Below are 20,564 nucleotides of genomic sequence, written 5' to 3'. Positions count from 1 at the left end.
TCACCCGGCCGCGTGGTGTTGTCGAGAGTGCCTCGCGGGTGGGTGGGGCGACGCCTCAGTGGACGAAGACGCCGACCGGGTCGGAGACCCGGTCCAGCCGGGCGGAGCCGTTCGGGCTGCTCTTGGCCAGCAGCCGCGCCCGGAACTGGATCCGGCCGAACGAGCTCGCCCGCACGGTGCGGCCGTACGGTGCCCACGGTCGCACCGAGCAGCCCAGCGCGAACCAGCCGCCGTTGCCGACCCGCTCGTCCAGGCACGTGTAGGTGTAGCGCGCCGAGTCGTCCCCGCCGTAGGCGGTCACCTGCACGTTCTGCCCTATCCGCAGCGCGCGCGCCCCGACCACGACGTAGGCGCTGGACTTCGCGTAGGCGGTGCCGGTGAGCACCGTGGCCCCGAGCACGGCGGCGGTGAGCGCGGTGAGCACGACGGTGCGCGCCCGGTGAGCGGTTCTGTTCGGCATGGCGGCCATTTCCCCCGTGGACTGCTGGAATTTATGCAGAGCTTACGCATGGGTGGACGCAGCGGGGCGCACACCCGTTCCCATGGACGCAAAGGTGTCCATCGAACGGGTGAGAACGAGCGGGACGGTGGTCGGCTGATCGGATCGTCGGTCCGATGCGGGGGTGTCCTCGGGTAGACTCGCGGTGATCGAAGGGGAGTAGCCCCCACCGGACCGTCGACATACTGGCGGGCTTCGCGGCCCGCCCGGCGCCCGGGGCGCGAGCCGCAGCAGCGGACCGCGTCGGCGAGACCTTCGGCCGCAGCTTTCCGTATGCTGCCGCGCCGAAGCGTCCCCGAGGTCGTGGGCTCCGAGGCCGGCACCACCCCGATCCTGAGGACCACCCTTCCGTGAGCAGCTTCGCCATCTTCGGCATCACGTTCGGCGTCATCTTCCTGGCCGAACTCCCCGACAAGACCGCGCTGGCCAGCCTGGTGCTCGGCACCCGCTACCGGTCCTCCTACGTCTTCGCGGGCGTCGCCGCCGCCATGGCGCTCCAGGTCGGCCTCGCCCTGGCGGCCGGCCGGCTGCTGGCCCTGCTTCCGCACCGCGCCCTGGAGGCGGTGGTCGGCGGCCTCTTCGTCCTTGGCGCGGCGATGCTGCTGCTCCACAAGGACGAGGGCGAGGAGGAGGCGGAGGGCCGCGACCCGAAGTCCGGCAGCTTCTGGCGCGTGGCGGGCGCGAGTTTCGCGGTGATCGCGATCGCGGAGTTCGGCGACCTGACCCAGATCGCGACGGCGAACCTCGCCGCGAAGTACGGCGACTGGCTCGCCGTCGGCCTCGGCTCCTGGCTGGCCCTGTGCGCCGTCGGTGGGCTGGCGATCCTCGGCGGACAGAAGCTGATGGAGTACGTGCCGCTGCGCGTCATCCAGCGCGTCGCGGCGGTGATCATGCTGGTGCTGGCCGGGATCAGCATCACCGGAGCGATCACCGGCTGATCCCGCCGCTGACCCGCGGCTGATCGGGCCGCTGATCGCGCCGCGCCCCGGCCCTACGGGTGACTCAGCAGTTCAGGCCGTTCTGCAAGGCGTCCTGCATCGCCGCCTGGGTCGCCGGGCCGTAGACCCCGGCCGGGTCGTCGGTGACGTTCTCGCACGCCTGGAACATGACCACGTCCTCGGCCGTCTGCTGGTCGTAGACGCCCGACGGATACAGGTGCCGGTCGATGTGCACCTCCCGCAGGTCCTGCTGGAGCTGGACCACCGCGGCGCCCGTCGACCCCGGGCCGAGGCTGCCGCCGCCGTTGTCGCCCCCGTTACCCCCGTTGCCGCTCGGCGTCGTGGTGGCGCTGGAGGGAGTGGCGCTGGGGCTCGCGCTCGCGCTGGCGGTCACCTTGTGGCTCGACGACGGCTTCGGGCTCGGCTTCGGGCTCGCCTTCGCGCTGTGGCTCGGCTTCGCGCTGTGCGAGGCGGGCGCGCTCGGGCTCGCCGGCCCGCTCGGGGTGGAGCTCGCCACCTCCGTGGACGGCGCCACCGCCTGCGCGGACGGCGCGGTGGACGACGGGCGGGTCAGGTAGGCGGCGCCCGTCCCGATGAGGACGAGCGCGACCGCTCCGCCGGTCAGCGCGAGCACCCGGCCGCGCTTGGCCGGGTGCGGTGACGCCGCCCGGCGCGCCTGGGCGCGCCCGCCCGCCGCGGGCAGCGGCGCGGACACCGGCAGGGGCAGCGGCGGGACCAGGGGAGCCTGCGCGGACACGTGAGCGGGCGGGCCGGCCGGCACGGGGGGCAGCACCGTCGTGGCGGTGGGGTCCGGAGTCTCCGTCACCTCAGGCAGCCCCTGCGCCCAGGCCGCCTGCCCGAGCTCCGCGGCCGGGGTCCGCGGGGTCGAGTCCGGGGCCTCGGGCTCGGGGCCGCGCACGTACGGGCGGACCAGGGCGGGGTCACCGTCGACCGGCGGCAGCACCGTCGTCTCGTCGTCGCTGCCCGCGCGGTGTCCGACGGTTCTGCCGTCGCCGTCCCCGTCCACCGGCCCAAAAGCCATCATTCCCCCAGATCCGGGCAGGTCAGCGCGCACTTTGCGGTACGCCGATCGGGGGCGATTATGCAGCATCCATGCGAACGGGCGAACAGTCGATCGCCTACTGACCGAGCCGGGTACGGGTGGGCTGCGTCAGTCCGACAGCACCCGGCCCGGGGCCTCCAGCGAGTCGTCGGCCAATGCGCGCAGCATGTCCAGGAGTTCGGCGTGCTGCTCGGGGGAGTAGCCGTCGAGCTTGGCGCGCAGCAGTTCCAGACGGGCCGAGGAGAGCCGCTGGATGACGTCCTGTCCGGCGGGAGTGAGCGTCAGCACGCCCGCCGGGTCGCGTTGGACGCGCCCGCTGGTGACCATCGCGTCGAGCTTTGGGCGGATCTCGACGGAGCTGACCTTCAGGCGGCGGCAGATCTCCTCCTCCGTGATCGGCCCGGCGTGGTGGAGCCGGAACAAGCCGTAGGCCTGCGGCACGGAGATGTCGATGCCGGACTGGTCGATGGCCCGGCCGTAGCGCTCCCAGATGTTCTCGCGGCTGGACAGCCGCGTGATCATGCCCTCGATCTCCTCCGCCGAACTGCGGAAGGTGGGCGGACCGGCGGCCTCGCCCTGCCCGCCGGTCCGGGTCGCGGTGCGCAGCGGCACCTCCCGCAGGAACAGCGACAGCACGAAGGCCAGGACGGTGATGCCGGCCGCCACCAGGTACACCGTCTGCAGCGAGACCGCGAAGATGTGCAGGAACGGGTCCAGCAGCGGCTTCAGCGAGGGCGGCGCCTTCTGCACGCTGGTCGGGTTGGCCAGCACCTGCTTCACCGGGAACTGAGGCGACAGGGTCCCGTTCTGCTGCGCGGTGGTGATCTTCGAGGACAGCTGGTTGTTCAGCACCGTGCCGAAGATCGACGCGCCGAAGGAACCGCCGATGGAGCGGAAGTAGGTGACGCCGGAGGTGGCCGTGCCGAGGTCGGCGAAGTCGGTGGAGTTCTGCACCGCGATGATCAGCACCTGCATCACCAGACCCAGCCCCAGGCCGAGGATCAGCATGTAGGCGCCCATCACCGTTGCGCTGGTCTTCTCGTCCACCTGCGCCAGCAGCACGAGGGCGACGCAGGTCAGCGCGGTGCCCACGATCGGGTAGATCTTGTAGCGGCCGGTGCGGGAGATCAGCTGGCCGGTCCCGATCGAGGTGATCAGCACACCCGCCATCATCGGCAGCAGCCGCAGCCCGGACTCGGTGGGCGAGTTGCCGTTGACCACCTGCATGTAGAGCGGGATGTAGGAGAGCGCGCCGAACATGCACAGCCCGATGACGAAGCCGATGCCCGAGCAGACCGTGAAGATCCGGTTCCGGAACAGCCGCAGCGGCAGCACCGGCTCGGGCGCGCGCTGCTCCCAGAAGACGAACGCGACGATCAGCACCACGGCGCCGATCGCGCAGCCCCACACCTCGACCGAGTTCCACTTCCACGTGGTCCCGCCGAGGCTGGTGATCAGCACCAGGCAGGTGGAGGCCGCGGCCAGCAGCAGGGTGCCGAGGTAGTCGATCTTCGGCCGGGTGTTCGGCCGCTTGGCGTGCAGGGCGGTGGCGATGACGAACAGCGCGACCGCGCCGACCGGCAGGTTGACGTAGAAGACCCAGCGCCAGTTGAGGTTGTCGACCAGGAAGCCGCCCAGCAGCGGGCCGACCACCGAGGAGACCCCGAAGACGGCGCCGATCACGCCCTGGTACCGCCCACGCTCCCGTGGCGGCACGACGTCGGCGATGACGGCCATCGCCAACACCATCAGCCCGCCGCCGCCGAGCCCCTGGAGCGCGCGGAAGGCGATCAGTTCGGTCATGTTGCGGGACTGGCCGCACAGCGCGGAGCCGATCAGGAAGATGACGATGCAGATGATGAAGACGTGCTTGCGCCCGAAGAGGTCGCCGAGCTTGCCCCACAGCGGGGTGGTCGCGGTGGCGGCCAGCATGTAGGCGGTGACCACCCAGGAGAGGTGGTTGGCCCCGCCGAGGTCGCCGACGATGGTCGGCAGCGCGGTGGAGACGATCGTCTGGTCCAGCGCGGCCAGGAACATGCCGAGCATGACCCCGAGGAACACCAGCCGTACCCTCCGGGCACTCTCCGGCACGGGTGGCTGGTCCTCCGGACGCACGTCAACCGCCTGCTGCTGGGCCATGCCCACAGCAAACCCCGCGGGGGCCGACCCGGCGCTCTGGTGAGGCTGAAAGGGTGAGGCCCGGTCGCACCTGCCTCAGGGGCGCGAGGCCCCGCCGATATGCGGCTCCTCCCCCAGCCTTCGGCCGGGAGGTGCCCCCGAGGTGCGCCCTGCGTGGGCGCGAGCAACCCTCCCGAGGCGGATGGCCCTGTCCGCTCGGGGATCCGACCGTCGTGGGTGGCTTGTCGCGCCCACGCGGCACGGCCGCATGTCGGCAGAGCCTCGCGCCCCTGGCTGGTGCAACTGGCTATGCGTACTGGACGCTCATCTTCTTGATCCCGTTCAGCCACGGCGAGCGCAGTCGCGAGGGCTCGCCGCTGAGGCGGATGCCGGGCATCGCGTCGGCTATCGCGTTGAAGATCAGGTCGATCTCGAGCCTGGCGAGGTTCGCGCCGAGACAGAAGTGCGGACCGCCGCCGCCGAACCCGAGGTGGGGGTTGGGGTCGCGCAGGACGTCGAAGCGCTCGGGGTGGTCGAAGACCTCCTCGTCGTTGTTGGCGGAGGCGTAGAAGATGCCCACTCGCTGCCCGGCTCTGATCTCCGCTCCGCCCAGCTCCACGTCCTGCGTGGCCGTGCGCTGGAAGGAGATGACCGGCGTCGCCCACCGCACGATCTCGTCCGCCGCCGTCTGCGGGCGCCGCTCCTTGTAGAGCTCCCACTGCTCGGGATGCGTCAGCATCGCGTGCATGCCGTGGCTGGTCGCGTTGCGGGTCGTCTCGTTGCCGGCCACGGCCAGCACCAGCACGAAGAAGCCGAACTCGTCGCTGCTGAGGTTGCCCTGGCCGGAGGCGTTGACGAGCTTGGTGACGATGTCCTCCGCCGGGCAGGCCTTGCGCTCCTCGGCCATGCCCATGGCGTAGCTCATCAGCTCGATCGCCGACTGCATCCCCATCTCCTGGGTGACGGCGAGCTCGGGGTCGTCGTAGCCGACCATGGTGTTGGTCCAGTGGAAGATCTTGCTGCGGTCGCTCTGCGGGATGCCGATCAGTTCGGCGATCGCCTGGAGCGGCAGTTCGCAGGCGACGTCGGTGACGAAGTCGCCGGTGCCCTCCTTGACCGCCGTGTGGACGATCCGTTCGGCGCGGTCGCGCAGGGCGTCCTGGAGCGCGTTGATGGCACGCGGGGTGAACCCGCGCTGGACGATGGAGCGGAGTCTGGTGTGCTCCGGTGGGTCCATGTTCAGCATGATCAGCTTCTGGCCGTCGATCGCGGACGGTTCGATCGACGGGTGGAATCGGATGATCGCGGTCTTCTCCTGGGAGGAGAAGGTCTCGGGGTGGGTCGAGACCTCGCGGACGTCGGCGTGGCGGGTCACCGCCCAGTAGCCGCCGTCGTCGAAGCCGCTCGTCCCGTCGGCCTGCGGGATCCAGCAGACCGGAGCGGTACGGCGCAGCACGGCGTACTCGGGCAGCGGCACCCCGCGTACGTTCAGTTCCGGGTCGGTCGGGTCGAATCCGTCGGGCAGCACCGGGCAGGACATCTCGGGCCTCCTGAGGGGCTCCTGGGACGTTGGTGGACGCTGAGTAACTCTGACGGAGTGTCAGATATCCACTCGACGGTAGTAACACGTTCTAGTGGATGCAAGGGCCTTGCGCGGGGGGTCTGCGGACGCATACAAAGGTCCGCAGAACTAGAACGAGTATCAGTTCTGGGCCCACTCGGGAGGGACCGCTCATGGCCGCTGAGCCCGTGATCGTCGAGGCAGTGCGCACCCCCATCGGACGACGGGGCGGCGCCCTCGCCAATCTGCACCCCGCCTATCTGCTCGGCGAGACCTTCCGCGAGCTGCTGGCCCGCACCGGCGTCCAGCCGGACGTGGTCGAGCAGATCGTCAGCGGGACCGTGACGCACGCCGGCGAGCAGTCGATGAACCCGGCACGCAACGCCTGGCTCGCGATGGGCCTGCCGTACGAGGTCCCGGCCACCACCGTGGACTGTCAGTGCGGTTCGTCGCAGCAGGCCAACCACATGGTGCACAACATGGTCGCGGCGGGCGCGATCGACGTGGGCGTCGCCTGCGGCGTCGAGTCCATGTCCCGCGTCCCACTGGGGTCCGGCTCCGCGGGAGGGGTCGGACGGCCGTTCCCCGAGGAGTGGAACGTCGACCTGCCCAACCAGTTCGAGGCGGCCGAACGCATCGCCCGCCACCGCGGGTTGACCCGCGCGGACGTCGACCAGCTGGGCCTCGCCTCCCAGCAGCGCGCCCAGCAGGCGTGGGCGGAGGAGCGGTTCAAGCGCGAGACGTACGCCGTGCAGGTGCCCACGACCGAGGCCGAGCAGCAGGCGGGGCAGGGCATGTGGCGGCTCTTCGACCGCGACGAGGGCCTGCGCGACACCTCCGCCGAGGCGCTGGCCGGGCTCAAGCCGGTGATGCCGACGGCGATCCACACCGCGGGCAACTCCTCGCAGATCTCCGACGGCGCGGCCGCGGTGATGTGGGCGTCCAAGCGCGCGGCACGGGCGTTGGGGCTGACTCCGCGCGCCCGTATCGTCGCCCAGGCGCTGGTCGGCTCCGACCCGCACTACCACCTCGACGGCCCGATCGACGCGACGCGCGCGGTGCTGGGCAAGGCGGGGGTGTCGCTGAAGGACATCGACATCGTCGAGATCAACGAGGCCTTCGCCTCGGTGGTGCTGTCCTGGGCGCAGGTGATGAAGGCCGACATGGAGAAGGTCAACGTCAACGGCGGTGCGATCGCGCTGGGCCACCCGGTCGGCTCGACCGGTGCCCGCCTGATCACCACGGCCCTGCACGAACTGGAGCGCAGCGGCAAGGAGTTCGCCCTCATCACGATGTGCGCGGGCGGCGCGCTGGCGACCGGGACGATCATCCAGCGGATCTGACGTCCCGGGCCCGGGAACCGTTCGCGGGTCCTTTGCCCGGGTGGGACTCTGCCTACGTCGGCCTGGCGGAGGGGGAGTCCCATGACGGACGAGGTGCCGGAGGAGTGGGCGGCGCGGTTTCGGCAGTCGGCGAAAGACCGCGCCTGGTGCGACCGTTGGGTCGATCCGGCGGAGTTCGTCGAGGTGGCGCTGGCGGCGCTGCTGGCCGGCGTCGACTCCCCGTCGCTCGCCCTGCTCGCCGGCCTGGGACACAACGAACTGGCACAGGCCGACGAGCTCTTCGGCCAGGTCCTGGAGGAGCTCGACCTGGTCTTCCCGTGGCCGGCCGACCCGGACGAGGCCCTGGGGGCGCTGGTCCGGTGGCGGGCACGGGAGATCGTCCAGGGAGAGGTGACGCCTGTCGAGGGCGCCGACCTCATCTGGCGCGAGGCGGCGATGCGGTTCGACTACCCGGCGGAGCTGCGGGGGTTCGTCCGGTCACTCCTCGAGTGGTACGGGGCGAACGGCGAACCGCGACCGAGGGAACTGATCGAAGCGGACATCGTGCGGGAGGCCCGCCGGTTCCTGGAGCCGACCCCGCCGACGGCGCCCGTTCCCCTAGAGTGATCTTGCTCGATGGGGAACGGACGCGGGGGGCGTCGTGATTGCGGACTCGATAGCGGGCGCGCTGGCCGTCGTGGCGTTCGGCGGGGGCACTCTCGCCGGGGGCGCGTTCGGCCGCCGCAAGCGGCCGGTGGAGACGGCGACGGAGCCCGACGGGGTGGCGCCGCCGGTGACGGCCGACCGGCGCTCGGCCGACGCGTCGGTGCGCGACGCGATCACCGCCTACGGCGAGCAGCTGGGCACGATCGACCTCGCCCCCTCCTCGCCGGAGACCGACGAGGTGGCCATCGGCCACTTCCGCCGGGCACTCGACTGCTACTCCCGGGCTTCGGAGGCCTCGGCGGTGGTCGACCTGACCACGTCGGCCGGGCGGGAGTTCGCCCTCGCCGAGCTGGCGCGGGGACGTGCGGCGTTGGCGGCGCTCGCGGGGCGTCGGCGGGAGGCGGTCGAACTCCTCGCGGCTGTGGAGCGGTTCGAGACGGAGCTGGCCGAGGTGTCCGAGGGCGCCGACGTCGACGCCGATGCGGTCGAGTTGGCGCATCGTGCGGTCGCCGCCCAGGTCGCGGAGCAGGTCCGTGAGGTCGTGCGGAGTTCGGCTTCGGACCGGGGCGGGCAGGTCGAGGCCGCGCTGGCGCGGGGGCGTGCGGCGTTGGCGGCGCTCGCGGGGCGTCGGCGGGAGACGGTCGAACTCCTCGCGGCTGTGGAGGGGTTCGAGACGGAGCTGGCCGAGGTGTCCGAGGGTGCCGACCTCGACGCCGTGGAGTCGGCCCACCGTGCCGTGGTCACCGGGGTCGCGGAGCAGGCGCGTGCGATCGTGCGGAGCACCGCCTCGGACCGTGGCAGCCGGGTCGGGGCGGCTCTGCGGCGTGGTGGGGAGGCGCTGGACGCGTGGAGCCGGCGACGGGCGGAGACCGAACGACTCGCCGCCCGCGTCGCGGCTCTGCGGGCGGAGCTGGAGGCCCTGTCGGCGGCTGCGGGCGCCGACGCGACGGAGGCGGCGCACCTCGCCACCGGCCGGGCCGCGCTGGGTCGCTGCGTCGAACTGCTGGGCAGCGCGCAGCCGGAGCGTCGGCAGAAGGTGGACGACTCCGTCCAGGTGATCCGCACCGCGCTGGCGGACGTCGAGCGGCGGCGCACCGAGACCGCCGCGCTCGCGGCGCTGATCGCCGCGTACACGGCCGAGACGGCGCGTGCCGCCGCCCCCGCCGCCGACGCGGACGACGCCGAGCGGGACCACCACGCCGCCGTGCTGTCCGCGCTGGAGCGGGCGACCGGTGCCGCCGCGAGCTCCGGCGGGGACCGCGCCGACCGGGTGGGGGAGGCGCTCGCCCAGGGGCGCGCCCAGCTGCGGCTCCTGAGCCGCCGGCAGGAGGAGGGACCGGGACTGCACCGGCTCGTCCGGCAGTTCCGGGAGCAACTGGAGGGTGTCGCGTCGGCGCCGGAGCAGACGGAGCAGACGGAGCGGGCGGAGCCCGCCGGTCCGGCGGTCGGTGAGTACCGCGAGGCACAGGACGCTCTCGCGGTCGCGGCCACGGAGCTGGCCGGTGCGACGGAGCAGCGGGCGGGCCTGGTGCGGGAGGCGGTGGGGCGCGGCCGGGCCGCCCTCATCCGATTCGAGGCCGTGCGGTCCGGGCGTCCGGTGCCCTTGGAACTGGTCTCCCGCGACGAGCTGCGCGGAACGCGCACGGAGCGCTTCCGGAACATCACCGACGAGCGCTTCCTCTACCGAGGCCGCGGCCGTGGTGAGTTCCTGCTCGACCCCCCGGAGGCGGGCGCGCCGGCGCTCCTCGACGTCACCTTCCGGGGAGAGGGGCCGTTCAAGCTGGAACACGTCAGGCGGACGGCGGCGGGGAGCGCCCGCCGGGCCCGCGTGGACATCTGGCGCGGCGCCTACCAGGGCACCCAGTTGGTCGGTCCCGACGTGACGCACCTCGCCGTCGACTGCGCAGGGGAGGACGAGTGGTCGGTGCGGGTCCTGCCGCTCACGCAGGCGCGGCCGTTGACCACCACGGCTCGTGGCCGGGGCCCCGAGGTGCTGCGCTGCGAGCAGACCGGCCATGGCCTGCTCACCGTCCAACTGCTGCGCAGCGGCCACGGTTCGGTGCAGTTCGTCGAGGATCGGATCCTGCGGCGGACGGGCTGGGGGCTGGACCTGCTGGTGGGGGACCTTCTCTTCACCACGACGAACTCGGAGCACCGGGAGGAGAAGTGGGTCTACGGTTCGGGGCTCCTGCTCGTGGAGGCGGACGGCCACTGGGCCTTGGACCTGAGCCCCAGGACACCGCCGATCAACGACTTCGCGCTGCCTCCGGTCGCTCCCGAGCTGGAGCGGACACTGCTGGACATCCTCGCCGAGGGCACCGAGGACGCACGGGCGCGGGCGGTCGCGGAGCTGCGCCGGGTGACCGGCGCCGGCCCCTCGATCTCCCGCGCCTACGTCGCGGACCTGGCCAGGCACCGCTGACGGTGCTCGCGTGTCCGCTGTGCCCGGCCCACCGCCCGCCTACCTCATGAGCGCGTTGAGCTCCGCGTAGCCGACGCCGCCGGCGAGCGCGGCGTAGGTGCCCGAGGTGAACAGCTCCCGGGAGGCCCGGTGGGCCACGCCGTACGCGGCGGAGGCCATCGACGAGCCGAGGCTGATCCTGGCCGCGCCCGCCTTCGCGAACTCCGCCACGGACGGTGCGCCCGGCCCGGCCAGGATGTTGAGCGGGACGTCGATCCCCTCGGCCAGCGCCGCGACGACCGCGAGGTCGGTGACCCAGGGGACGAAGACGCCGTCGGCGCCCGCGTCGACGTAGGCGCGCGCCCGTGCGAGGGTCTCACCGAGGAGGTCGGCCTCGCCGCCGACGCCGTGGAAGTAGGTGTCGACCCGCGCGTTGACGAAGAGCGCCACGCCCGCCGCGTCCGCGGCCACCCGGGCGGCGGCGATCCGCTCGGCCTGTTCGTCCGTGGGGCGCAGTGGCGAGACGGTCTCGCTGTGGGTGTCCTCGATGTTGACCCCGACGGCCCCCGCCGCGACGATCCGCGTCACGGTCTCGGCGACCCCGGCGGGGTCCTTGCCGTAGCCGCTTTCGAGGTCGGCGCTGAGGGGCATGTCCACCACGGCGGCGATCCGGGCGACCAGGGCCACCATGTCGTCGGCGCTCAGGTTGTTCCCGTCGGCCGTCCCCTGCCCCCAGGCGACCCCGGCGCTCGTCGTGGCGACGGCACGGGCTCCGGCGTCGGCGATGATCCGGGCGCTGCCCAGATCCCAGGCGTTGGCCAGCAGCAGCGGTGAGCCGGGGGTGTGCAGGGAGCGGAACAGCTGTGCGTGGTCCTGCTGTGAAGTCATGCCATCCAGTACAGCCGCACAGCCGCCGGGGTGCTCGCGGAATACGGACATCACCGTCGGCCTGGCCGGGCCGATAAAACAAAGCAAGCACGCTTGATTGTTTCTGTTGCTGCTGCCACGCTGGGCTCGTCACAGCGCGTCGCATCGCGTCGGGTGGGCTGGGTTGCCGGAAGGGGCAGAGGTGTCCGAAACGATCCTGCGGGTCGGGAACGCGTCCGGGTTCTACGGGGACCGGTTCGACGCCGTGCGGGAGATGCTGACCGGCGGGCCGCTGGACGTGCTGACCGGGGACTACCTCGCCGAGCTCACCATGCTGATCCTCGGCCGGGAGCGGATGGCGGACCCCGCCCTCGGGTACGCCAAGACCTTCCTGCGGCAGATGGAGGAGTGCCTGGGCCTCGCGCTCGACCGCGGGGTGCGGATCGTCGTCAACGCGGGCGGGCTCAACCCCGGCGGGCTCGCCGAGAGGCTGCGGGAGCTCGCCGGGGCGCTCGGCCTCGCGCAGGCCCAGATCGCGCACGTCGAGGGGGATGACGTGCTCGCCGCCGTGCGGGCGAAGCGCGCGGGCGTTCTCGCGGCGAACGCGTACCTCGGCGGGTGGGGGATCACCGCCTGCCTGGAGGCCGGCGCGGACGTCGTCGTGACCGGCAGGGTGACCGACGCCGCGCTGGTCAGCGGTGCCGCCGCGGCCCACTTCGGGTGGGCGCGGGACGACTGGGACCGGCTGGCCGGGGCCGTGGCCGCAGGACACGTGCTGGAGTGCGGGACGCAGGCGACCGGTGGCAACTTCTCCTTCTTCCGCGAGCTTCCGCCCGCCGGACGGCTGCGCCCCGGCTTCCCGCTCGCCGAGATCCACGCGGACGGCAGCGCCGTTGTCACCAAGCACGAGGGCACCGGAGGTGCGGTCACCGTGGAGACCGTCACCGCCCAGCTCCTCTACGAGACCGGCCCCGCCCGCTACCCCGGCCCGGACGTGACCACCCGCCTCGACACCGTCCGCCTGACGTCCGAGGGCCCGGACCGGGTCCGGATCAGCGGGGTGCGCGGCGAAGCGCCCCCGCCGACACTGAAGGTGGGCGTGAACCGCCTCGGCGGCTGGCTCGCCGAGACCGTCTTCGTGCTGACCGGCCTCGACATCGAGGCCAAGGCCGAGTTGATGCGGGACCAGCTCGGCGCCGAACTCGGCAAGCAGCAGCCCGCCGAGCTGCACTGGACTCTGGCCCGCACTGACCACCCCGACGCCGCCACCGAGGAGGAGGCCAGCGCGCTGCTGCGCCTCGTCGTCCGCGACCAGGACCCGAAGCTGGTCCGCCGCGCCACGGCGACCGTCCCCGTCGAGCTGGCGCTGGCCGGGTACCCCGGCTTCCACGTCGCCGGTCTGCCGCAGAAGCCGGGCCCCTACGGCGTGTTCGAGGCGCTGACCGCCGACCCGGCCGAGGTGCGGCACACCGCCCTGCTGCCGGACGGGCGCTGCGTCGAGATCGAACCCGCCCCCGAGGCACGGGCGTTGGCGCCGGTGGCGGAGCCGGACCTGCCGGCGCCGCTGACCGCCGCCGCCGGGCCCACCCGTCGCGCGCCGCTCGGCGCCGTCGCCGGGGCCCGCAGCGGGGACAAGGGAGGCAGCGCCAACATCGGCGTCTGGGCCCGCACCGACGAGGGCTGGCGCTGGCTCGCGCACACCCTGACCACCGCCCGCCTGGGGGAACTCCTGCCCGAGACGGCCGGGTTGGCCGTCAGCCGCACGGTGCTGCCGCACCTGCGCGCACTGAACTTCACCGTCGAGGGCATTCTCGGCGACGGTGTCGCCTCCCGGGCCCGGTTCGACCCCCAGGCCAAGGCGCTCGGGGAGTGGCTGCGCTCGCGCCGTCTCGACATCCCGGAGGCTCTGTTGACAAGCGAGTGGACCAGCGAGGAGGAGGGCCAGTGACCGTCCTGACCACCGACGTCGATCCGCGCGGCGCCGAGTTCGCCGAGCGGCGCGAGGCGATGCTGGCCAAGCTCGCCGAGCTGGACGCCGAGCACGCCAAGGCCGTCGCCGGTGGCGGCCCCAAGTACGTGGACCGCCACCGCAAGCGCGGCAAGCTGCTGGCCCGCGAGCGGATCGAGCTGCTGGTCGACCCGGACTCCCCCTTCCTGGAGCTCTCCACGCTCGCCGCCTACGGCAGCGAGTACCCCGTCGGCGCGGGCATGGTGACCGGCATCGGGCGGATCTCCGGCACCGAGTGCCTGATCACCGCGAACGACCCGACCGTGCGCGGCGGCGCCAGCAACCCGTGGACGTTGAAGAAGGCTCTGCGCTGCCACCAGATCGCGCTGGAGAACCGGCTGCCGCTGGTCAGCCTCGTCGAGTCGGGCGGGGCGGACCTGCCCAGCCAGAAGGAGATCTTCATCCCGGGCGGCGCGATCTTCCGCGACCTGACCCGGCTCTCCGCCGCCGGCATTCCGACCGTCGCTGTCGTCTTCGGCAACTCCACCGCCGGCGGCGCGTACGTGCCCGGCATGTCCGACCACGTCGTGATGATCGACGAGCGCTCCAAGGTCTTCCTCGGCGGTCCGCCGCTGGTGAAGATGGCGACCGGCGAGGAGAGCGACGACGAGTCGCTCGGCGGTGCCCGGATGCACGCCCGGATTTCCGGGCTGGCCGACCACTTCGCCGCCGACGAGGTCGACGCGATCCACCGTGCCCGCCGGATCGTCGCGCGTCTGGAGTGGCGCAAGCAGGGCCCGGGCCCGGCCGCCGGTCTGGTCGCAGCGCCGAAGTACGACGAGGAGGAACTGCTCGGCATCGTCCCCGGCGACCTGCGGCAGCCCTTCGACCCGCGCGAGGTGATCGCCCGCGTCGTCGACGGCTCGGAGTTCGACGAGGTCAAGCCGCTCTACGGGCCGAGCCTGGTGACCGGCTGGGCCCGGATCCACGGCTACCCGGTCGGCGTCCTGGCCAACGCGCAGGGCGTGCTGTTCAGCCAGGAGGCCCAGAAGGCGGCCCAGTTCATCCAGTGGGCCAACCAGCGCGACATCCCGCTGCTGTTCCTGCACAACACCACCGGCTACATGGTCGGCAAGGAGTACGAGCAGGGCGGCATCATCAAGCACGGCGCGATGATGATCAACGCGGTCGCCAACTCCAAGGTGCCGCACCTGTCGTTGCTCGTCGGCGCCTCGTACGGCGCCGGGCACTACGGGATGTGCGGGCGCGCCTACGACCCGCGCTTCCTCTTCGCCTGGCCCAGCGCCAAGTCGGCCGTCATGGGCCCGCAGCAGCTCGCGGGCGTGCTCTCCATCGTCGCCCGCGCCTCCGCGCAGGCGCGCGGCCAGGCCTACGACGAGGAGGCCGACGCCGGTCTGCGCGCGATGGTCGAGCAGCAGATCGAGGCGGAGTCGCTGCCGATGTTCCTCTCCGGCCGCCTCTACGACGACGGCGTGATCGACCCGCGTGACACCCGCACCGTGCTGGGCCTGTGTCTCTCGGCGATCCACAGCGCGCCGGTCGAGGGCGCGCGCGGCTACGGAATCTTCAGGATGTGACGGCGATGACCGACGACCTCACCCAGGGATGCGCTGTGATCACCTCCGTCCTCGTGGCCAACCGCGGCGAGATCGCCCGGCGGATCTTCCGCACCTGCCGCGAACTCGGCGTCGCCACCGTCGCCGTGTTCGCGGACCCGGACGCGGACGCGCCCTTCGTGCGCGAGGCCGACGCCGCCGTCCGCCTGCCCGGTGCCGCGCCCGCCGACACCTACCTGCGCGCCGACCTCGTCATCGCCGCCGCTCGCGCGGCGGGCGCCGACGCCGTGCACCCCGGCTACGGATTCCTCTCCGAGAACGCGGAGTTCGCGCAGGCGGTCCTGGACGCGGGCCTGGCCTGGATCGGCCCGCCGCCGTCCGCGATCGCCGCGATGGGCGTCAAGACCCGGGCCAAGGAGCTGATGGCCGCCGCCGGTGTGCCGGTGCTGACCGTCGCGGGCGCCCCCACCGGTGAGGACCTGCCGCTGCTGGTCAAGGCCGCGGCGGGCGGGGGCGGACGCGGCATGCGCGTGGTCCGTGAACTCGCGCAGCTCGAAGCGGAGTTGGCTGCCGCCCGGCGCGAGGCGCTGGCGGCGTTCGGCAGCGACGAGGTCTTCGTCGAGCCCTACGTCGAGACCGGCCGGCACGTCGAGGTGCAGCTGCTCGCCGACGCCCACGGCACCGTCTGGGCCGTGGGGGAGCGCGACTGCTCGATCCAGCGGCGGCACCAGAAGGTCGTCGAGGAGGCCCCGGCGCCGTTGCTCGCCGAGGACACCCGGGCCCGCCTGCACGAGGCCGCCCGGGCCGCCGCCCGTGCCATCGGCTACGTCGGCGCCGGGACGGCCGAGTTCCTGCTCGCGCCGGACGGACGCTTCTTCTTCCTGGAGATGAACACCCGACTCCAGGTCGAGCACCCCGTCACCGAGTGCGTGACCGGGCTGGATCTGGTGGCGCTGCAACTCGCCGTCGCCGAGGGCGGATCGCTGCCCGGCGCGGAGCCGCCGGCGCCACGCGGCCACGCGATCGAGGTCCGCCTCTACGCCGAGGACCCGGCCAAGGACTGGCAGCCGCAGACCGGAACCGTCGAGCGGCTCGACATCCCCGGAGTCACCGTCGAGTTCGCCCCGCCGGGGGCTGGGGAGGCGTCCGGGGTGCGCCTGGACGCGGGCGTCGCGGGCGGCAGCGAGGTGGGCGTCCACTACGACGCGATGCTGGCCAAGGTGATCGCCTGGGCGCCGACGCGCGCCGAGGCGGCCCGCCGCCTCGCGGGCGCGCTGGCCAGGGCCCGGGTTCACGGCCTGACGACCAACCGCGACCTGCTGGTGCGGGTGCTGCGCCACCCGGAGTTCCTGGCCGGGCACGTCGACACCGCGTTCCTGACCCGTCACCCCGACCAGGGTGCGGCCGACAAGGACGCCGTGGCTCTCGCGGCCCTGGCCGCCGCCCTCGGCGACGCCGCCGCCAACCGGAGCCCGATTGCCGGTGGTTGGCGCAACGTTCCGGCCCATCCGCAGGTCAAGCGTTACGCCCACGAGGGCGTGGAGCACGAGGTCCGCTACCGGCTGACCCGCGACGGCCTGCGCGCCGAGGCGCACCCCGACGTCGCCCTCGTCACCGCCTCGCCCGAGCGGGTCGTCCTGGCCGTGGGCGGCGTGCGGCGTGCGTTCGACCTCGCCCGCTACGGCGCGGAGCTGGTCCACGTCGACTCGCCGCTCGGCGCCGTCGCGCTGGCCGTGCTGCCGCGCTTCCCCGAGCCCGAACGCGAGACCGCGGCCGGATCGCTGCTCGCGCCGATGCCCGGCACGGTCGTCCGCGTCGAGACGGCCGTCGGCGAGGCGGTGACGGCCGGTCAGCCGCTGCTGTGGCTGGAGGCGATGAAGATGCAGCACCGCATCACCGCGCCGGCCGACGGCGTGGTCACCGAGCTTCGCGCAGCCGTCGGCCACCAGGTCGACACCGGCGCGCTCCTCGCCGTCATCGGCGAGACCACGCACACTGATCTGGAGGGGACCTCGCAGCCATGACCGCGACGTACGAGAGCACCTTCGTCGAATCCGAGGAACGCCGCGACCTGCGCGCCGCCGTGCGGGCGTTGGGTAGCCGCTACGGCCTGGAGTACCTGACCGCCTGCGGTAAGGAGCGCCGCCACCCCGACGAACTGTGGCGCGAGGCAGGCAAGCTGGGCTTCCTCGGCGTCAATCTGCCCACCGAGTACGGGGGTGGCGGGGCAGGCATCCAGGAGCTGTCCATCGTCCTGGAGGAGCTCGGCACGGCCGGCTGCCCGATGCTCATGCTCGTGGTCACCCCGGCCATCTGCGGCAGCATCCTGGCGCGCTTCGGGACCGGCGCCCAGAAGCAGGAGTGGCTGCCGGGCTTCGCCGACGGCACCCGCCGGATGGCCTTCGGCATCACCGAACCCGACGCGGGCTCCAATTCCCACAAGATCACCACCACCGCGCGCCGGGACGGCTCCGACTGGATCCTCAGCGGCCAGAAGGTCTTCATCTCCGGTGTCGACGCCGCCGACGCCACGCTCGTCGTGGGACGCACCGAGGACGCGAGGACGGGCAAGCTCAAGCCGGCCCTGTTCATCGTCCCGCGGGAGACGCCGGGCTTCACCTACACGCCGATCGAGATGGAACTGCACCTGCCCGAGCGGCAGTTCCAGCTCTTCTTCGACGACGTGCGGCTGCCCGCCGACGCGTTGGTCGGCGACGAGGACGCGGGTCTGCTCCAGCTCTTCGCCGGCCTCAACCCCGAGCGCATCATGGCCGCCTCCTACTCGACCGGCATGGCCCGCCTCGCGCTGGACCGGGCCGTCGACTACGCGAAGCAACGCACGGTCTGGAAGGACCCGATCGGCGCGCACCAGGGCATCGCGCACCCGCTCGCCCAGGTCCGCATCGAGGTGGAGCTGGCGCGGCTGATGACACAGAAGGCGGCGTTCCTCTACGACGCGGGCGACGACTTCGGCGCGGGCGAGGCCGCGAACATGGCCAAGTACGCGGCGGCCGAGGCGGCCGTCCGGGCCGTCGACCAGGCCGTGCAGACGCTCGGCGGCAACGGCCTGGCGTCCGAGTACGGCCTCGCCTCGCTGATCGCGGGCGTCCGGGTCGGCCGCATCGCGCCGGTCAGCCGGGAGATGATCCTGAACTTCGTCGCGCAGCACACCCTGGGCCTGCCGAAGTCGTACTGATCTCCACCGGCCGGACGAACCGGCAGGTCGGCGCGGGGGCGCCGTAGAGTTCCCCACGGAAAGGAAACACCCGTGCCGACAGCAACCACCGCCTCCGCGCGCGCCCCCAAGCAGGACCGGAGCCGAGCCACCCGCCGGCGGCTGCTGGAGGCCGCAGTGGACTGCCTGGCCGAGGTGGGCTGGTCCGGCAGCACCGTCGCGGTCGTCGCGGAGCGGGCCGGCGTCTCCCGGGGCGCCGCCCAGCACCACTTCCCCACCCGCGAGGACCTCTTCACGGCGGCCGTGGAGCACGTCGCCGTCCAGCGCCGCGCCGAACTCGACGCCCGCGCGGCCGCGCTCCCGGCCTCCGGCCCGCGCCGCCACGAGGCCGTCGTGCGGATGCTCGTCGGCCTCTACACCACCCCGCTGTTCCGGGCGGCGCTGCAACTGTGGGTGGCGGTCAGCACCGACGACCAGCTGCGCCCACGGGTCCTCGAACTGGAGTCCCGCATCGGCCGGGAGACCCACAAGACGGCCGTGGCTCTCCTCGGCGCCGACGAGACCCGCCCGGGCGTCCGCGAGACCGTCCAGGCCACCCTGGACATGGCCCGCGGCCTCGGCCTCGCCGATGTCCTCAGCGACGACAGCGACCGCCGCGAACGCATCGTCCGGCAGTGGGCCCGCATCCTCGACGCGCAGCTCTAGCGGACTCGTCTGCGTCCCTCGATCGACCGCGAGGTCGAACGCCACTGCCACGCCCGCGCCGGGTCGGTCGCCCTCGGGGAGCCGCTCGTGCTCCCCGGGCCGTTCGGCTTCACCCTGGAGAGCGCCGACTCGCTCCGATCAGTCGTGGCGGCGCCGGCCGCGGGCCCAGCTGATGAAGAGGCCGCCGCCCATGCCGGCGACGACGAGCGCGACGAAGACGACCACCTTGGCGGTCTTGTTCGGCTTGGGCGCGTGGGAGGCGGGCGCCGAGGCGGTGCTGCTCGGGCTGGCGTCGCTCGGGCTGGCGTCGCTCGGGCTGGCGTCGCTCTGGCTGGGGGCCGCCGCGAGCTGGACGGTGGCGTAGGCCGGGTGCGGCGCGGCGGACGCGGGCGCGGTGGCGCCCAGCAGCGCGGAGACGGACAGGGCGGCGGCAGCGGCGGCCAGCGCGGCGGGGCGGCGGACGGCGGAGAGCATGGTGCGGCGGGCCTTTCGTTCAGCGGCGGACCTCACCCTAACGCGCCCCGCCGTCGCACCTCACCGTGCGTGGTACCGGACCGGGTCCTCGTCCGTGACGGCCTCTGCCAGGCCCGTCTTCACCAGCCTGCGCAGATGTGCCGCGGCCTCCGAGACGGCCAGGTGCCGGGCCAGGAAGTTCAGCTCCGACCAGGGCCGGTTCCAGTGCATGCCCTGCGCCGCCTCCCACAGCGTCATCGGCGCGCCGAGCAGCTGCGCGTGCAGGTCGGCGAGGCGGGCCGCGTGGTGGTCCAGCAGCTCGCGGACCCGGCCCGGCGCGTCGGTGAAGCGGTACTGGTGCGCGGGCAGGATCTCCTGCGGGCCGAGCGCGGCGATCCGCTCCAGGGAGTCGATGAAGTCGCCCAGGGGGTCCGTCGGCTCGTCCTGCGGGTTCTCCGGGTAGAGCGAGACCACCGGGCTGATCGTCGGCAGCAGGTGGTCACCGCTCAGCAGGCGCGTGCGCGGCTTCTCGTCGAGGAAGAGGCAGACGTGGCCCGGCGTGTGGCCGGGCGTCCACATCACCCGCAGGTCGCGCCCCGGCACGCCCGCGCTCTCGCCGTGGACGAGCTCGCGGTCCGGGACAACCGCGCCGAGTGTGGCCGGGCCGGACTCGGCGTCGCCGCCCCACTCCCGCAGCGCGGCCAGATGCTCCTCCGGCAGTCCCGCCGCCCGCATGGAGCGGGCCATGCGCTCGATCCACTGGTCGGCCGGGATCTCCCGGACCGCCCGTACCACGTCGGCCTCCGCCGCGTGCATGGCCACCCAGGCGCCCGAGGCCGCCTGGACGTGCGCGGAGAGGCCGTGGTGGTCCGGGTGGTGATGGGTGATCAGGACGCCGTGCACGTCCTCCAGCGCGAAGCCGGCCTCGGCGACGCCCGCCCGCAGGATCTCGCGGCCGGACGGATCGTCCCAGCCGGTGTCCACCAGGACGGGGCCGCGCGCGCTCTCCAGCAGGTACACGAGCGTGTACCGCAGGGGGTTGTCGGGGATCGGCACGGGGATGCTCCACACCCCGCCGCCGAGGTCCTGCACCGACGGCAGCACCCGCGCCCGCCACGCCGCCCGATCGGGCTGGTCGTCCTCCAGCGCCTGTGGCACCGACACCGGCAGCCTCCTCGAAAGTGAAACGCGTTCTGTGGGCAATGCACCTGTCGCGGCAGCGTACTGCATGACCATTGCCGCCTATAACTAGAACTGGTATCAGTTCTCAT

General features: G+C 73.0%; 16 protein-coding genes. 9 read left to right on the top strand and 7 right to left on the bottom strand.

What is annotated here, in order from left to right; genetic code table 11:
* Nucleotides 1-55: 55 nt before the first annotated feature.
* The gene (locus tag ABH931_RS03195) at nt 56-460 is read right to left on the bottom strand and encodes a hypothetical protein (RefSeq protein WP_370109639.1); all 405 of its coding nucleotides are present in this window, start codon (nt 458-460) and stop codon (nt 56-58) included.
* Between the two features lie 389 nt (nt 461-849).
* Between ABH931_RS03195 and ABH931_RS03190 the strand changes: the two genes are divergently transcribed.
* The gene (locus tag ABH931_RS03190; protein WP_370109637.1) at nt 850-1,437 is read left to right on the top strand and encodes a TMEM165/GDT1 family protein; all 588 of its coding nucleotides are present in this window, start codon (nt 850-852) and stop codon (nt 1,435-1,437) included.
* Between the two features lie 64 nt (nt 1,438-1,501).
* On the opposite strand, the gene ABH931_RS03185 is transcribed toward ABH931_RS03190, so the two are convergent.
* The 3 genes from ABH931_RS03185 to ABH931_RS03175 all read right to left on the bottom strand — a co-directional run bounded on the left by ABH931_RS03185 (nt 1,502) and on the right by ABH931_RS03175 (nt 6,158).
* Nucleotides 1,502-2,482: a peptidoglycan-binding protein gene (locus tag ABH931_RS03185; protein WP_370109635.1), complete on the bottom strand. Its 981-nt coding sequence runs from the start codon at nt 2,480-2,482 to the stop codon at nt 1,502-1,504.
* Between the two features lie 126 nt (nt 2,483-2,608).
* The gene (locus ABH931_RS03180; RefSeq protein ID WP_370109633.1) at nt 2,609-4,639 is read right to left on the bottom strand and encodes an MFS transporter; all 2,031 of its coding nucleotides are present in this window, start codon (nt 4,637-4,639) and stop codon (nt 2,609-2,611) included.
* Nucleotides 4,640-4,925: 286 nt separating this feature from the next.
* Nucleotides 4,926-6,158 (bottom strand): cytochrome P450, encoded by a 1,233-nt coding sequence (locus ABH931_RS03175; RefSeq protein ID WP_370109631.1) that lies wholly within the window; start codon nt 6,156-6,158, stop codon nt 4,926-4,928.
* Nucleotides 6,159-6,352: 194 nt separating this feature from the next.
* On the opposite strand from ABH931_RS03175, the gene ABH931_RS03170 reads away from it, so the two are divergent.
* The 3 genes from ABH931_RS03170 to ABH931_RS03160 all read left to right on the top strand — a co-directional run bounded on the left by ABH931_RS03170 (nt 6,353) and on the right by ABH931_RS03160 (nt 10,589).
* Nucleotides 6,353-7,522 carry a steroid 3-ketoacyl-CoA thiolase gene (locus ABH931_RS03170; protein WP_370109629.1) on the top strand — a complete coding sequence of 390 codons (1,170 nt, stop codon included), beginning with the start codon at nt 6,353-6,355 and terminating at the stop codon, nt 7,520-7,522.
* 81 nt (nt 7,523-7,603) lie between these two features.
* Complete coding sequence (locus ABH931_RS03165) at nt 7,604-8,128, top strand: hypothetical protein (protein ID WP_370109627.1); 525 nt, start codon at nt 7,604-7,606, stop codon at nt 8,126-8,128.
* A gap of 34 nt (nt 8,129-8,162) precedes the next feature.
* Nucleotides 8,163-10,589: a hypothetical protein gene (locus ABH931_RS03160; RefSeq protein WP_370109625.1), complete on the top strand. Its 2,427-nt coding sequence runs from the start codon at nt 8,163-8,165 to the stop codon at nt 10,587-10,589.
* A 39-nt stretch (nt 10,590-10,628) separates the two neighbouring features.
* Here the strand turns inward: ABH931_RS03160 and ABH931_RS03155 are convergent, their stop codons facing one another.
* The gene (locus tag ABH931_RS03155; protein ID WP_370109623.1) at nt 10,629-11,456 is read right to left on the bottom strand and encodes an isocitrate lyase/phosphoenolpyruvate mutase family protein; all 828 of its coding nucleotides are present in this window, start codon (nt 11,454-11,456) and stop codon (nt 10,629-10,631) included.
* Nucleotides 11,457-11,637: 181 nt separating this feature from the next.
* Between ABH931_RS03155 and ABH931_RS03150 the strand changes: the two genes are divergently transcribed.
* The 5 genes from ABH931_RS03150 to ABH931_RS03130 all read left to right on the top strand — a co-directional run bounded on the left by ABH931_RS03150 (nt 11,638) and on the right by ABH931_RS03130 (nt 18,840).
* Complete coding sequence (locus ABH931_RS03150) at nt 11,638-13,383, top strand: acyclic terpene utilization AtuA family protein (protein ID WP_370109622.1); 1,746 nt, start codon at nt 11,638-11,640, stop codon at nt 13,381-13,383.
* Entirely contained in the window at nt 13,380-14,981 is a 1,602-nt protein-coding gene (locus ABH931_RS03145) for an acyl-CoA carboxylase subunit beta (RefSeq protein ID WP_370109620.1), read from the top strand. Before ABH931_RS03150 ends, ABH931_RS03145 begins: the two co-directional genes overlap by 4 nt.
* 5 nt (nt 14,982-14,986) lie before the next feature.
* Entirely contained in the window at nt 14,987-16,984 is a 1,998-nt protein-coding gene (locus tag ABH931_RS03140; RefSeq protein WP_370109619.1) for a biotin carboxylase N-terminal domain-containing protein, read from the top strand.
* The gene (locus ABH931_RS03135) at nt 16,981-18,156 is read left to right on the top strand and encodes an acyl-CoA dehydrogenase family protein (RefSeq protein ID WP_370109618.1); all 1,176 of its coding nucleotides are present in this window, start codon (nt 16,981-16,983) and stop codon (nt 18,154-18,156) included. The genes ABH931_RS03140 and ABH931_RS03135 overlap by 4 nt, the downstream gene beginning before the upstream one ends.
* 72 nt (nt 18,157-18,228) lie before the next feature.
* Complete coding sequence (locus ABH931_RS03130; RefSeq protein ID WP_370109617.1) at nt 18,229-18,840, top strand: TetR/AcrR family transcriptional regulator; 612 nt, start codon at nt 18,229-18,231, stop codon at nt 18,838-18,840.
* A gap of 138 nt (nt 18,841-18,978) precedes the next feature.
* On the opposite strand, the gene ABH931_RS03125 is transcribed toward ABH931_RS03130, so the two are convergent.
* Nucleotides 18,979-19,314: a hypothetical protein gene (locus tag ABH931_RS03125; protein WP_370109615.1), complete on the bottom strand. Its 336-nt coding sequence runs from the start codon at nt 19,312-19,314 to the stop codon at nt 18,979-18,981.
* Nucleotides 19,315-19,374: 60 nt separating this feature from the next.
* The gene (locus tag ABH931_RS03120) at nt 19,375-20,451 is read right to left on the bottom strand and encodes an MBL fold metallo-hydrolase (RefSeq protein WP_370110045.1); all 1,077 of its coding nucleotides are present in this window, start codon (nt 20,449-20,451) and stop codon (nt 19,375-19,377) included.
* Between the last annotated feature and the right edge of the window lie 113 nt (nt 20,452-20,564).

Origin of the sequence: Streptacidiphilus sp. MAP12-33 (genome assembly GCF_041261265.1) — a bacterium.
In the GTDB taxonomy this organism is placed as follows: Bacteria; Actinomycetota; Actinomycetes; order Streptomycetales; family Streptomycetaceae; genus Streptacidiphilus.
This window is presented reverse-complemented; position numbering and strand designations above follow the sequence as displayed.